This is a genomic window from Flavobacterium ovatum, from assembly GCF_040703125.1.
Classification (GTDB): Bacteria; Bacteroidota; Bacteroidia; order Flavobacteriales; family Flavobacteriaceae; genus Flavobacterium; species Flavobacterium ovatum.
This window is the reverse complement of record NZ_CP160035.1, coordinates 1951340-1964406: the sequence shown is the minus strand read 5'-3', so window position 1 is coordinate 1964406 and position 13067 is coordinate 1951340. Positions and strand designations below refer to the sequence as shown.

At 30.7% G+C, this 13067-nt stretch carries 17 protein-coding genes; 14 read left to right on the top strand and 3 right to left on the bottom strand.

The window, feature by feature from the left end:
- Positions 1-3 precede the first annotated feature (3 nt).
- Positions 4-1920 carry a DUF294 nucleotidyltransferase-like domain-containing protein gene (locus tag ABZP37_RS08375; protein WP_366187237.1) on the bottom strand — a complete coding sequence of 639 codons (1917 nt, stop codon included), beginning with the start codon at positions 1918-1920 and terminating at the stop codon, positions 4-6.
- A gap of 200 nt (positions 1921-2120) precedes the next feature.
- Between ABZP37_RS08375 and ABZP37_RS08370 the strand changes: the two genes are divergently transcribed.
- A complete protein-coding gene (locus tag ABZP37_RS08370) occupies positions 2121-2663 on the top strand; it encodes an alpha/beta hydrolase (RefSeq protein WP_366187235.1) in 543 nt (180 codons plus the stop codon).
- Here the strand turns inward: ABZP37_RS08370 and ABZP37_RS08365 are convergent, their stop codons facing one another.
- On the bottom strand, positions 2664-2996 hold the full coding sequence (locus tag ABZP37_RS08365) for a tRNA-binding protein (protein ID WP_366187233.1): 333 nt from the start codon (positions 2994-2996) through the stop codon (positions 2664-2666).
- 87 nt (positions 2997-3083) lie between these two features.
- Here ABZP37_RS08365 and ABZP37_RS08360 point away from each other — a divergent pair, with 87 nt between their 5' ends.
- The 12 genes from ABZP37_RS08360 (at position 3084) to ABZP37_RS08305 (ending at position 11522) form a co-directional block, all read left to right on the top strand.
- A complete protein-coding gene (locus tag ABZP37_RS08360; RefSeq protein ID WP_366187232.1) occupies positions 3084-3641 on the top strand; it encodes a thioredoxin family protein in 558 nt (185 codons plus the stop codon).
- A 78-nt stretch (positions 3642-3719) separates the two neighbouring features.
- Positions 3720-4619: a WYL domain-containing protein gene (locus ABZP37_RS08355; protein WP_366187231.1), complete on the top strand. Its 900-nt coding sequence runs from the start codon at positions 3720-3722 to the stop codon at positions 4617-4619.
- A gap of 46 nt (positions 4620-4665) precedes the next feature.
- A complete protein-coding gene (locus tag ABZP37_RS08350) occupies positions 4666-5064 on the top strand; it encodes a hypothetical protein (RefSeq protein ID WP_366187230.1) in 399 nt (132 codons plus the stop codon).
- A 32-nt stretch (positions 5065-5096) separates the two neighbouring features.
- On the top strand, positions 5097-5399 hold the full coding sequence (locus ABZP37_RS08345) for a hypothetical protein (protein ID WP_366187229.1): 303 nt from the start codon (positions 5097-5099) through the stop codon (positions 5397-5399).
- A gap of 45 nt (positions 5400-5444) precedes the next feature.
- Positions 5445-6737 carry a PD-(D/E)XK nuclease family protein gene (locus ABZP37_RS08340; protein WP_366187228.1) on the top strand — a complete coding sequence of 431 codons (1293 nt, stop codon included), beginning with the start codon at positions 5445-5447 and terminating at the stop codon, positions 6735-6737.
- 111 nt (positions 6738-6848) lie between these two features.
- Positions 6849-7124 carry a hypothetical protein gene (locus ABZP37_RS08335; RefSeq protein WP_366187227.1) on the top strand — a complete coding sequence of 92 codons (276 nt, stop codon included), beginning with the start codon at positions 6849-6851 and terminating at the stop codon, positions 7122-7124.
- Between the two features lie 75 nt (positions 7125-7199).
- A complete protein-coding gene (locus tag ABZP37_RS08330) occupies positions 7200-7787 on the top strand; it encodes a hypothetical protein (protein WP_366187226.1) in 588 nt (195 codons plus the stop codon).
- A gap of 1 nt (position 7788) precedes the next feature.
- Positions 7789-7998 (top strand): hypothetical protein, encoded by a 210-nt coding sequence (locus tag ABZP37_RS08325; RefSeq protein WP_366187224.1) that lies wholly within the window; start codon positions 7789-7791, stop codon positions 7996-7998.
- Between the two features lie 411 nt (positions 7999-8409).
- Positions 8410-9555, top strand: coding sequence for a PD-(D/E)XK nuclease family protein (locus ABZP37_RS08320; protein WP_366187223.1), 1146 nt, complete (start codon positions 8410-8412; stop codon positions 9553-9555).
- Positions 9556-9662: 107 nt separating this feature from the next.
- The gene (locus ABZP37_RS08315) at positions 9663-10238 is read left to right on the top strand and encodes a hypothetical protein (protein WP_366187221.1); all 576 of its coding nucleotides are present in this window, start codon (positions 9663-9665) and stop codon (positions 10236-10238) included.
- Between the two features lie 61 nt (positions 10239-10299).
- Positions 10300-10761, top strand: coding sequence for a hypothetical protein (locus tag ABZP37_RS08310; protein ID WP_366187219.1), 462 nt, complete (start codon positions 10300-10302; stop codon positions 10759-10761).
- A gap of 32 nt (positions 10762-10793) precedes the next feature.
- Positions 10794-11522, top strand: a complete 729-nt coding sequence (locus tag ABZP37_RS08305) for a hypothetical protein (protein WP_366187217.1) — start codon at positions 10794-10796, stop codon at positions 11520-11522.
- 21 nt (positions 11523-11543) lie between these two features.
- On the opposite strand, the gene ABZP37_RS08300 is transcribed toward ABZP37_RS08305, so the two are convergent.
- Entirely contained in the window at positions 11544-12203 is a 660-nt protein-coding gene (locus tag ABZP37_RS08300; RefSeq protein ID WP_366187215.1) for an alpha/beta hydrolase, read from the bottom strand.
- Between the two features lie 418 nt (positions 12204-12621).
- Here ABZP37_RS08300 and ABZP37_RS08295 point away from each other — a divergent pair, with 418 nt between their 5' ends.
- Positions 12622-12924: an N-acetyltransferase gene (locus ABZP37_RS08295; RefSeq protein WP_366187213.1), complete on the top strand. Its 303-nt coding sequence runs from the start codon at positions 12622-12624 to the stop codon at positions 12922-12924.
- Positions 12925-13067 lie beyond the last annotated feature (143 nt).

The window sequence follows — 13067 nt, the reverse complement described above, 5'->3', positions numbered from 1 at the left end:
AGTCTATTGAATTAATGCTACATTAAATCGGGTTGTAAGCGATTCTTGGATGTTTTTAATCGGCTTGAAGCAACTTTTTAATTTCAACCGATCGGCTTTACTTAAATTATTAATATCTACAAACTTACCACCATCATTATTGGCTAATCCTTGTAGAGTTCTAAATTGTAATAAAATTTTAAACGCATTGGCACAAGACTCAAAAAAGTCACGATTTTGAGGCTCTACTTCCATCAGTTTTTCATACCGTGCAATCGTATTGTTAATTTTGAGATTATGATGTAAGGAAAAGATTCGAGCGGCATCTACCAGCGGACGAATGGCTCTACTCTTAATATCAAATTGGTCTTTGTGCTCCCCATCTTGCTCTACTAAAAACTGCTTAAAAAACCCTAATGGCGCAGGATTATTCAGTGTAGCTTTACTCAAAAAACTTAAGAATATTTCTTTATCCTTAATATAACGAAACACACTATCAGACATCTGATTATACAAATCTTTATCACCGTCAATATATTCAAAATCAAAGAAAATAATGCTTAATAAAATTTTATCAGAGGTAGGGTGATTCACCCAATCTTTAAATTGTTTTTTCCATTCCTTCAATGAGTTACACCATTTTGGATTACTCGCCATAATATTTGCAGGGCAATACTCAAATCCTACCGTGTTTAGTTTTTCCGTGACCTTAGTTGACAGGTTCAAGAAATACTCTTTTACTTTTGGATAATCCTCCTCTGGTACATTTTCAAAAACTAAAGCATTATCTTGGTCGGTAATCAATAATTGCTCTTTTCTTCCTTGACTTCCCATCGCTAACCAAGTGTAAGCTACTGGAGGTTGCTCGCCCATTTCTGCAATACTCAACTTAATAATTCTTTTGGTAATAGCAGTATTGATTTCAGAAATGACTTTAGTAATAAAATAAATAGGGATTTCTTGTTCCAAATAACCACTAGTCAATTCTGACGCCTGTACCCGTATATAACGTAGCGTTTCTACATCTTTAGCATATTTAATTTCACGAATCAAGAAAATCGGGTTATTACCTTGAATAATATTCAGATCGTGATCTCCTAAAACTCCTATTAATTCCGAAGTGTTTGTTCCGTCTTTTGTAATACAAATATGGGAAACCTTATGCTTCAAAATGGCTATTTGTGCTTCGGCAACTGTTATTTTTTCAGGAAAAGTAATGACTGGTGAGGTCATAATTGCACTTACTTTATCCTCAATTAAAAATAAACCTGTTCCTATTTTAATACGAATATCTTTGTCGGTAATAATACCCATTGGAATCTTATTATCTGCTACAATAATCGAATTCACTTTGGCTGTACTCATGATTTGGCAAGCTTCTTTAATGCTAATTTCCTCCGTACACATAACGGGATTCTTAGTATATTTAGCGGATTGCACTTCGGCAAAACTATTTTCTACTTTTTGAACAGAGGCCACATTTGCGAACAATTTTCCTTTATGTTTATCCGAAAAAGGATCACGCGTATTGGTTGCAAAACTCGCTAATAAAAACTGACTCACTTTAGGGTAATTCGCAATAATATCATGAAATAAACTTATAGGAATTCCATATAAAATCACCTCTTCATTTGCGGAAGCTCCCATGAGGTAATTTTCATTCATAATCAACGGACGTAAACCAAACAAATCTCCTTCATCGCAAATATCTAAATTTTGCTTTTCATTATTTACAAATCGATACAAACGAATTGAGCCTTGATTGATAATATAAAAATGTTCGTGTGGAATATCGTCTTGATTGAAGATAATTGTATCTTTTTCAAAATACTGAATTTCAACACTTTTAGCAATCTCCAAAAGTGTTTGTTTTGAAATTAAATTAAAAGGTGGATAATCTTTTATAAAATCATATATACGTTCAGCTATAGTATTCTTCATGAATGGTGGTTTAGATAAAGCAAACAATTGTACTTACAATGTTTATGTGCATCAGATTGTAAATTTAAAATATTACTTTTAATTATAGCACTGAAAAAGCATTCGTTTTTTATTCCAATTCTATAAACTCTCAAAAAAGTATTCCTTATTTTTGTTGGAAACGAATTCGCTAATTATTTTCAATGTTAAAACTTCTAAATATGCAACCACATCTTCTTATCATTCCAGGACTTGGAGGCTCTGGAGTCAATCATTGGCAACGACTTTGGCATAAAAAATATCCCAACTCAAATATGGTTGAACAAGAAGATTGGGAAAAACCAATACTTGACAAATGGTTAGCAAAATTAAACGAATCTATTCAGGAGCTCCAACAGCCTACAATACTAGTTGGCCATAGTTTAGGCGCTATTTTGATAACACTATGGGCCAATCAATTTCAAAATAAAAATATTGTAGGTGCTTTATTAGTAGCACCCGCTGACGTTGACTCTTCGGAACATACTCCAGATATCCTTTGGAATTTCGCCCCTATACCTTTTAATAAATTAACATTTCCATCCCTGGTAATTACAAGTACTAATGATCCATATGTAAGTACAGAACGAGCTGAATTCTTATCCAAAAGCTGGGGAAGTCAATTTACAACTATTGGACCTAAAGGACATATCAATAGCGAATCTAATCTTGGTATTTGGGAAGAAGGACAAGATTACTTAAAGTCCTTTGTAGAAAACTTATAGTTATCCAATTCTCAATCCATTTTCGATTTTCACATCTGGAGCCAGCAATACTATATCGCCAGCATCACCCACGGCTCCAAGCACCAAGCAGTCGCTCAGAAACTTTCCTATTTGTTTCTTAGGAAAGTTCACAACAGCTACAATTTGACGACCTACTAATGCTTCTTTTGTATAGCGCTTAGTTATTTGCGCAGACGATTTTAGAATTCCGATTTCGTTGCCAAAATCAATTATCAATTGATAGGCGGAATTTTTCGCTTCCCGAAAATCATTTGCTTCTAAAATAGTTCCCACATGCATGGCTACTTTTTCAAAATCTTGCCAACTAATCATCTTTTCTATATTTTAATTTAAATTTACTTTTTTAACCGCATAAAACAAGGCATTTTTTATAACTTTAAACTCTAAAACAATTCTACCATGGCTCGAATCGAATCAAACATGCTCGCATTAGGGACTAAAGCTCCTGACTTTTACCTAAACGATAGAACTTCTGAAACTAAAAATTTCAATTTTAGTGATTGTAAAGGTGAAAAAGGAACGCTCGTTATGTTCATCTGCAACCATTGTCCTTTTGTGCATCATGTTATAGAAGAGGTTGTTCGCATAGCCAATGATTATCGAGTTCAAGGTCTCGGAATCGTTGCAATTTCTAGCAATGATAGTATTAATTTCCCTCAAGACGGACCAGAGTTAATGACCGAATACGCATTTGAAAATAGTTTTGAATTCCCCTATCTATTTGATCCGACACAAGAAGCAGCCAAAGCCTATCAAGCGGCTTGTACTCCTGATTTTTATTTGTTTGACCAACAAGATCTGTTGGTTTATCGTGGTCAAATGGATGACAGCAGACCCGGAAACGGAATTTCAATAAGCGGCAATGATTTACGCGGTGCAATTGACAGCGTTTTATACAACCGTGTTATGAATCCCAACCAAAAACCTAGTATTGGGTGTGGAATTAAGTGGAAGTAAAATAGTACTTAATTTTTATTAGACCGTCATATATTGGCAGACTAAAGATTTATCTTTGACAAAATTAATCCAATTAAGATGTCAAAATTAATCTATTTCAAAAGGTATTTGTATGTGGTGGACCGTTTAAGAAGTCTACCTTCAAATTTTGCAAGTTTACAAAAATATGTGATTGACAAACTTCAAAAAGACGAAGTTGACACTGATTTTGAGTACGCCATCAGAACATTTGAGCGGGATAAAAGCGACATAGATGCACTTTTCGGAATTGTAATTCAATACGATCGCAAAGACAAAACCTATTTTATTGACGAAGACGAAATCGAAGACCAATCGGTAACCCGCATGATTGATGCGTTTTCTATTCATCATGCTTTGCAGGAAGGTAACAAATTATCTCCAAGCGTATTCCTAGAAAAACGAAAATCGTTAGGAACAGAGCATATTCACGGCATTATACATGCAATCCAAAACAATTTCATTTTAAAATTCACCCATCAAAAACACTGGGAAGATTTCACAACCCAACGTATCGTAAAGCCAATTGCCATCAAAGAATCACAACAACGATGGTACTTAGTAGCTCTTGATAAAAAAGATGAAGTAATTAAAACTTTTGGAATGGACCGAATTTCAAATTTGATTGTTACGGATACCAAGTTCAAACCCATTCCTTACAATGTCGAAAAAGAATTCAAAGACGCTTTTGGAGTTGAAACGTATGAACCTGCCACAAAAATAGTTTTGGAATTTACAAAAGTACAAGGCAATTACGCCAAAAGTTTTCCCTTGCACGATTCCCAACATATTTTAGAAGAAAATGAAGAACGGGTTTTATTAGCCATTTTTATCCATCCTACCCATGACATTATCATGGAGATTCTAAAATTGGGTGCAGAAGTAAAAGTTATTGAACCAATTTTTTTGCAAAATGAAGTAAAAAATAGGATTGCCGAGATGGGGAAATTGTATCAATAAATGGAATGTTTTTACATTTTTAATTCAATATATAACAAAACCAATTATGACAATTGAAGAAATTAAACGAGAAATACGTAGTACATATCCTCTTTGGAAAGCAACTGATTCATCATTCGATGGTGAAAAAGTAGCTGGAATACATGAAGTGTATATTCAAGAACTAATCTCAAACTATTGTGAGTCTAAAGACTATCAAGTACAAGGATTTCCTTTTGAAAAAAGAGAACTAGGTAAAACAAAACCCGAATATGATGAAGATTATTTTACTTGGGAACGATATGAAATGTATACTGATTATTTGTGTTTGGAAAAAGAAGATGTTTTGGAAATAAAGTTTTTTTATTCTAATACTTTTTGGCCCGATTTTATTTCTACAAAAGACGACATTCTACAAAATATAAATTGTAACATTAAAAATAATCTTTATGACGAAGAATTTTAAAATCCAAACAAGTAACCTTAAATAATAGATATATGAATATTGTAAAATTAAATGGCAGTAAAGTAGAACTTCGCAAAAATACGGGGTCTCTTATTAGAACAATTGTAAGTAGTGGCGCCGTTGATGCGGACATCAACAATGATGGTTCTTTGATTTTAGTAACTACAGATAAAGGAAAAGTAGAACTACGCAAAGAATCAGGATCATTAATTAGAACTATAACAAGTAGTCACGCCTTGAGAGCAAAATTTAGTGGTAGCGAAATTTTAGTGACTACCGATAAAGGTAAAACAGAAGTGAGAAAAGAAAGTGGTTCTTTGATTAGAACTATTTAAGTAATAGCTATTAATATTTAACCAAACAAAAATCAAGATTAAAATATGAATAATTTAAAAATACTGCTTTCACAAACTAATTCTTTGTTAAATAATTATGAAAAATTAGCGAAAATAACTGGAGAAAATTTCAATATTTTTTCTGTTATGGGAATGGAAAGCAATGAAGTAAAAACACATTCAGCCATAATTGGAGAATTGCTAAATCCTAAAGGAAGTCACGGTTTAGATGAAGTTCCATTGAAATTGTTTATTGAACAAATTACATCTGGATTGAATAATGTCGAAAACCCAATTGATCTTAATTCTAAATTTAGTTTAGATACTAAAAATTCACATTCAATAGTTGAGGAACACGCGGGTATTATAAATGAAGATAAAACGGAAGGCGGGAGAATAGATATTGTAATAAAAGATAAAGCAAACAAAGCAATTTTAATTGAAAATAAAATCTACGCTGGCGAGCAAGAAAATCAATTACTAAGATATAACAATAAATATCCAGATGCTCCAATTTTATTTTTAACACTGAATGGAAATCCTCCATCATCTGTTGGAGAAAAAATGACGCTAAATGAAACCTATTTTTTGATTTCATATAAAAAAGATATTATTGAATGGCTTGAAAAATGTCTAAAAGAAGCTGTAAAATTCCCGATGCTCAGAGAAGTAATTCAGCAATATATTTATTTATTAAAAAAATTAACCCATCAAACAACTAACAATCAAATGGCAGCAGAAATAAAAGAAATTATTAAAGCAAATTATTTAGCAGCAAAAGAAATCCATAATAACTTCAATAAGGTAAAACAGGAAGTTTTAGAAAGTTTTTGGAATGATCTCGAAAGAGAATTAAAAAATGACGGTAAAATTAAAAACGAAGGATGGGAAGTAAAAACAGATACATTTTCGTTTCAAAATCAATTTCGCTATTTGTTAATTTATTCTAAAGCAGCAACAGATAAATGTTATTTCTATTTCAGATATAATATAAATACTTTTGAAACTCTTTGTGGAATTATTATTAATCGAGAGATTAACTTAGATAATATAAAAGAGTTTACTGGAAAGGAAATTAATGAAATTCTAGGATTAGACAATTTAAAATCAGCTAAAAATTCAGTAATATATTCAAGTATGTCGTATGCAAATTTCAACAATGATGGTGAAATTTTAAAAATGTTATCAGTAGAGGAAAAGAAAAAATTGATTAATGAATATTCAGAAAAAATTCTTGAGTATGTATTTAATAACGAACATCTTTTTAAAAAAATTTCTGACTACTTAAATAGTGATGAATTCAAGCAAAAATTTGAAAAACACTCAGCAAATAACTAAATAAAATCTAAGATTAAAGAATTTTAATTTTATAAAAAAGACCCGATAGCGTCACAAAATGGCGTTATTGGTTTTTAATTTTGTGTTATAATATAAACCATAAAAGTAGTTATGACAAAATTTAAAGACATTCCAACAGATTCGGAGACAAAAACAGTCTTTTCAATACCCGGTTTTTTAGATAATTATGAAGTTGTATATGAGTCCTGGATTTGGAATCATATTTCAGCGCAAAGTGTCATATTTTACAAAGATGATGTAACACATTTATCAGATGTAGATTTAAAAAAAATGGTAGATCCCAAAAATAAATTTCCAAATATGACTTTAAGCAGAAAGACAGAGAAATATGTATTTATAAATTTCAATTTTGAATGTACAGATTAATTGTAATTATTTTTTAAAACGTCATAGAATGGCACTCTCTAAAAATATATTTGTAGCTTAAATGAGTTTAATATTATGAGTTTAATGGACAATAAAAACAAACAGCAAAAACAAATTATTTGTCATTCTGGCGGAGCAATTGGAGCTGATACTTTTTTTGAAGCAATTGGAGAATTATATGGTGTAAAAACAATGGCTTATTCCTATAAAACACCCTATCACAAGAGTAAAAACAAAGTTGAAATTAGTGAATTAGATTTCCTTAAAGGTGTTCAAAAAGTCGAAATTGCCCAAAAAACATTAAAGCGAAAAACATTTCATAAACACTTGAATTTACTGTCAAGAAATTGGCAACAAATCAAAAATGCCAAACAGATTTTCGCAGTAAGTAAAATCATTTTTAAATCTGGAGTAGAATGTGTTTCAGGCGGTACAGGTTGGGCAATTCAAATGGCAATTGATACAAAAAAGGAGGTTTTTGTATTTGACCAGGAGCAAAACACTTGGTTTAAATGGTCGTATACTAAAGCAAAATTCTATACCTTAAAAACTGCTCCGAAAATAACAAAAAGGGATTTTGCTGGTATTGGTGCCCGAAAAATAAAACAAAATGGAATTAGAGCGATTGAAGAATTATATAAATTAAGTTTTAATAAACAGTAATATGAAACAAATAATAATTGAACTTTCAGATGAACAGCATGATATAATGACAAGTCATTTACAAAAGGGGACAACTTTGAATATTAATAATGAAACTTTTTCGGGTTTTGAATTTCGTTTAAAATGTGTTGAAGGAAACCTTTCTTCTTGGGTAGAAATTGAAATGAATGGAGTTGTTGATTTAGGTGAAGTAAATTGGGAAATTAAATAAATTCTGACTCTACACTCCTGTTAAAATGTTTTGAAGAGAATATTGAATCTCAATCCATAGGGATTTTCAAACATTATTAATGATTTCATCAACTTTAGGTACATACTGAATTTACTAGGTAGAACTTGAGTTTACTTGAATTAATTTGGTTTGAAATAAAAGTCGTTTATCAATTTATAAAATATTAAATAATTTAAAAATTTGACTTTGCATTTCTTCTTTTATAGCAATTGATTGATGCAATATGGAATGGTTATAAAAAACAAAAATAGATTAATTTTTATAAGATTTATAAGTTAAATTTGATGACTTGTGCGAAAAATTTGAGATAGAATTAAATCATCACGAGGCCTTGAGCGATGCTAGGGCTTGTGGGGAGCTTTTTAAAATGTTTTTAGATAAATAATAATTATGACAGAAATAACTAATTTATTACAACAGGTTTCAATCATTCAAAAGAAGTATGATGAAATCGCTATGATTACAGGAGAAAATTTTAATATTTTTTCAATTCTTTCAATGGAAAGAAGAGAAGTAAAAACCCATTCTGCATTTTTGGGCGAATTATTAAATCCTAAAGGAAGTCACGGTTTGAAAGATTTGTTTTTAAAACTTTTTATAAAAGAAGTTTGTGGAGATAATTTAAATGAGTTTGAAACAGCTTCTGCAAATGCTATTACCGAAGAATATATTTCTGTAATTAATGAAGACAAAACTAAAGGAGGAAGAGTTGACATAGTGATAAAAGACGCTAAAGGAAACGTAATACTAATAGAAAATAAAATTGATGCTTATGAACAAGAAAATCAACTAATTAGGTATAGAAATGCTTATCCACAAGCAAAGATTTTATTTTTAACTTTGACTGGATATGATTCAAATACAGCATCAGAAGTAGACAATAATCAAAAAGATTATATATCTATTTCGTATAAAGAACAAATTGTTGATTGGCTTGAATTTTGTTTAAAAGAAGCTGTAAATCATCCAATGCTTAGGGAAGCAATAAAACAATATATTTATCTAATAAAAAAATTAACAAATCAAACAACACACCAAAACATGGAAAATGAGATTTTAGATAAAATTTTAAATAATCCCCAAAATTTAGAAAGTGCTTTGACAATTACTGGGATTGGGACTGAAAAAATTAAATTGGAAATTTGCAAAAGACTTATTAGTAAAATAAAAGACAAAATAGGAAAAGATTTAACAAGCGAAAATTATGATGATACAGTGCCATATGGTAAATATGAGTCAGGAATGTGGTTTTCTAAAAATACTGATTTCAAGATTGGAGTTTTACTTTTTTTTAATAATAATTTTAATTTAGAATTGGGAATAGATGTTAATTCTGATGATGGTGAGATAAGACAAAGCATAAGAGAAATAAATGATAGTCAAACAAATTGGGTTAAAAGGGATGCGGAATTTGACAAAAACTTCAATAATCTTAAGTGGGAAGAGGTATTAGAAGAAAACAATGTTAATGAAATTGTGATTAAAATTAACCAGCTTATAGAAGTTGTAAAAGAAATTAAAACAGAGAAAAGTTAAAGTTATTTTCTCTCATTAATTTTACAAACGGCACACCTCAAAAGTGTGCCGTTTTAGTGTTATTTCAAAACTAACCTCGTGCTTTTTGATTTCAATAAAATAAAAGTATGCCTAAAATAAAAATAAATACTTTCGGTGAAGGAATAGAAATTCGGCAACTGCAATTGGAATCAGAAACTTATCATCATTGGAACTCCATTGCGACTAGAAAAAACATCCTTCTTACTGATTTACTTTTAGATCCATTTTTTTATTATGGTTTAAAAGATAGAAGATATAAAGAACTATCGGATATCAATGCTAATGTAGTCAGCGGAATGGTCAACACTCCAAAAAGTCTTATCGAAATATGGTTTAATCGCCGAAAAGTATTGAAAATTCAATCTCAGGAATTGTTTAATGAAATGTTGTTGTTTCCTTTATTTAAAGTGGAGAAGAATCATAATTTTTTAACCAATACATTAGAAAATGGAATTTATGTAGTTCAAAAAACGATTGGATTAATAAGTTCAAATCAACTCGAAATCACTTCTCAGCAATTGAGTATAGACGATTTTACCTTTAATATGTCTGAATTCAATAACCATCAATTGGTAGCCCATATAAAATATCAAAACCAAAATTTAAATTTTATTAAAAATGACACCATAATTACATATCAAAATGCTTTTGAGATAAAATAAAATTTTAAACCGCCGCACTTTGGCATACTACCTTGCTTTCTTTGTCTTTTAAAAAAACAAGATGAACAAAAGCAACCAGCAAACTAAAAGTGAATTGTCCGCTTCAATGATTTTGGAAATTGATTTGAAAAGCAATTACGAAGAATATCTTATAGACATACATCATTCATTTATAAAAGAACTACTCAATAACAGCAAACTCTTAGCTAAAACAAAAACGGCAATAGAAAACCCAGAACAAGCTTTAATTGGCTTTGCCATTGCCTCAGGAAATGCAAGAGCTTCAAAGGCGATTGAATTGGCACTTTTACCACTTTTAGTGAATCTCCATAAAAATATCTTTTTGCATATATCTTGCTATTCCACCGAATTAAGCATTGATGAAGTTGGAATTATCAACGACTATATTCAAGAAAAATCGGGTTACGATGCCAATATTACAATGATGGTAAGCGAAGACGAAAATCTTGGTAATGCACTTGCAATTTCAATAGTAACATCAAAGAATTTGAAATTTCGATAAAAAAAAATAGTTACAACAATCAACAACAAATTATGAAAAACACTCAAACAGCTCAAGCTAAGGCAAGATTTGAAGCATTTAATAAAGCTCAAGAAAAATGGGAGAAAGGTAAATTAATCGATATCAATTCACTTCCTTTTGATGCCGACTGTGCAGACCTTTTTGTTGAAAAAACTGCCAATAAAATTATTTCTATGAGAATCTTTAATAGTCAAGAAAGTCTAACAATTGGTTGTTTGGTTGTACCCAATCAGTTTGACAATACAAATAAGCGAGAACAATTTATAGCAGAAATGGAAGCTGTTCGCAACCAGTACAAAACTTTGCTTCTAATAAGTGAAGATTCCAATTTTGGTGATTTTGGCTTTAAAGAAATACCCTCTGGCGATGCTACAATTACGCATTATCGAAATAGTAGTTTTGATTTCGAAAGTTTTAGAGAACTGTTCAAAAATTGCCGTACTGCCTTTATGAAAACAACTATTACATCAGGTCAAGATAGCGCGATGGAAGCCATTATTCCAGTATTTAATTTACCTGATTTTATAAAAAATGACCCTTCGAATCTCGGGACCTCATTGCTATGTATTTCTAGTGGAATCCGTACCTACACAAAATATGAGGTAAACGACATTATAAAATATTCTCTTAATCAAATTACAAGAGGGATGAGTATAAGTCATAGTTCTATTGAAGATTTATCTTTGGGCAATACTAATAGAATTTCAGTATTCATAGGTATTCACAATACTTTACTATAAAAAAAAGACATTAAAAAGTTCTTAATCTTTCATTATCAATCTCGGCAAATTCTCATTCAACCATTTGTACTTACTTAAAATCAAGATGTGTGTTGCTCCTTTTAGGGTAATGCAGTCTTTGATGTTCCTAATCGGAAAAACATCGTCTGCATCGCCGTGAATGTGAATAATTCCGTCGACAGGTTTGGTTCTGTTCCATAATATTACTTGCTCTACCGCCCATTCCAAATAGCGAATATCTCGAACAGAAAGAAATTTTTCATACAACTTCAAACGTTGATTTATTTTTTCGCCAAAAGAAAAACGAGCTAAGTTTTCGAGATTCAAAATTAAATTCATCGGAATCAGTTTGTAAGCCTTAGTTGTTTTGGCCAACTTAAATCGGGAAGGAAACTCTTGGTTGCTTTTGACACTCGAAATAATAATAATTTTTCGAACCTTAATATGCAAGGCCATTTCTTGCACTAAGATTCCACCGAAGGAAACCCCTATTAAAACAGGATTAGGATGTTTTATTTTTTGAGTTATTCGAAAAGCGTAATCGGACAAAGATTCTTTCTCCAATGGAATTTCCCATTCTAAAAGTATCACTTCAAAAATTTCTTCGGAAAGTGCAATCCGTTCAAAAATCAAAGCACTTGCCGCTAAACCGGGCATAAAATAAACGGGAACTTTACTCATAAAACTGATGGCTATTATAAAACATCTTTCGATCTATAAAAATACCTTTTTTAAAAGTACCATGAAACCGTTTCCTCTTATTTTATGAATACTTTTTGTTTCAATCTAAATCACAATAAGTATCAGGTAAATCCTGTTAGAGAAAATTCGTTTAAAGTAGTATGATTTTTCAAAAATATTAAAAGACACTGCTCTGTTAAATATATTAAAAACGTTGCTCATTGAGAATCAATTTACTAACTTTGTTTCTATCGGAATCTAAATTCAATTTCACTCTTTCTACAAGAGTTTTTTTTAGTACTAAAGACCACTTTGGTTGATTTAAATTGAATTCCGCTTTATTTGTACAATGCCAAAATTCATACTCAAACCTGCTACAAAAGCATTTTAAAATACTAACTATAATATTCATGCATCAATGGAACATTTAAGTACCTTAGAAATTAAAGACAATACTTTTGCTAGACAATTTGAAACAACGGTAGAAGAAGGTTTAGTGACCGTAGAGTATTCGTTTCAAGAACGAAAAATATTTTTAACTAAAATCAATACTCCGGATGATTTTGAAAACAAAGCATTCATCTATCAATTTCTAACCGATATTATGGCAATCGCCATTGAACGAAAATTAAAAGTAGTTCCAATTTTACCCGAAATCGTCGTTTTCTTCAAGAAAAACCCAGAATACAAAGAATTACTACCTCCTGGTATTCGGTTATAAAAAAATTAGCCCCAAATTAAACGTTATGTTCAATTTGGGGCATAGCATTCGCTTTTAAAAAAATTATTGTACAAATTTTATTGTAAAATGTTTTTTGACACGAATTGCACGAATTTACACAAAACTTAGTTAAACTAATAATT

Excerpts from the sequence above, each read along its gene's own strand:
- ABZP37_RS08345 (WP_366187229.1), top strand. The coding sequence starts at position 5,097 with ATGAATATTGTAAAATTAAATGGCAGTAAAGTAGAACTTCGCAAAAAT.
- ABZP37_RS08310 (WP_366187219.1), top strand. The coding sequence starts at position 10,300 with ATGAACAAAAGCAACCAGCAAACTAAAAGTGAATTGTCCGCTTCAATG.
- ABZP37_RS08295 (WP_366187213.1), top strand. The coding sequence starts at position 12,622 with ATGGAACATTTAAGTACCTTAGAAATTAAAGACAATACTTTTGCTAGA.
- ABZP37_RS08360 (WP_366187232.1), top strand. The coding sequence starts at position 3,084 with ATGGCTCGAATCGAATCAAACATGCTCGCATTAGGGACTAAAGCTCCT.
- ABZP37_RS08365 (WP_366187233.1), bottom strand. The coding sequence starts at position 2,996 with ATGATTAGTTGGCAAGATTTTGAAAAAGTAGCCATGCATGTGGGAACT.
- ABZP37_RS08335 (WP_366187227.1), top strand. The coding sequence starts at position 6,849 with ATGACAAAATTTAAAGACATTCCAACAGATTCGGAGACAAAAACAGTC.
- ABZP37_RS08325 (WP_366187224.1), top strand. The coding sequence starts at position 7,789 with ATGAAACAAATAATAATTGAACTTTCAGATGAACAGCATGATATAATG.
- ABZP37_RS08355 (WP_366187231.1), top strand. The coding sequence starts at position 3,720 with ATGTCAAAATTAATCTATTTCAAAAGGTATTTGTATGTGGTGGACCGT.
- ABZP37_RS08350 (WP_366187230.1), top strand. The coding sequence starts at position 4,666 with ATGACAATTGAAGAAATTAAACGAGAAATACGTAGTACATATCCTCTT.
- ABZP37_RS08300 (WP_366187215.1), bottom strand. The coding sequence starts at position 12,203 with ATGAGTAAAGTTCCCGTTTATTTTATGCCCGGTTTAGCGGCAAGTGCT.
- ABZP37_RS08305 (WP_366187217.1), top strand. The coding sequence starts at position 10,794 with ATGAAAAACACTCAAACAGCTCAAGCTAAGGCAAGATTTGAAGCATTT.
- ABZP37_RS08340 (WP_366187228.1), top strand. The coding sequence starts at position 5,445 with ATGAATAATTTAAAAATACTGCTTTCACAAACTAATTCTTTGTTAAAT.
- ABZP37_RS08370 (WP_366187235.1), top strand. The coding sequence starts at position 2,121 with ATGCAACCACATCTTCTTATCATTCCAGGACTTGGAGGCTCTGGAGTC.
- ABZP37_RS08315 (WP_366187221.1), top strand. The coding sequence starts at position 9,663 with ATGCCTAAAATAAAAATAAATACTTTCGGTGAAGGAATAGAAATTCGG.
- ABZP37_RS08320 (WP_366187223.1), top strand. The coding sequence starts at position 8,410 with ATGACAGAAATAACTAATTTATTACAACAGGTTTCAATCATTCAAAAG.
- ABZP37_RS08375 (WP_366187237.1), bottom strand. The coding sequence starts at position 1,920 with ATGAAGAATACTATAGCTGAACGTATATATGATTTTATAAAAGATTAT.
- ABZP37_RS08330 (WP_366187226.1), top strand. The coding sequence starts at position 7,200 with ATGAGTTTAATGGACAATAAAAACAAACAGCAAAAACAAATTATTTGT.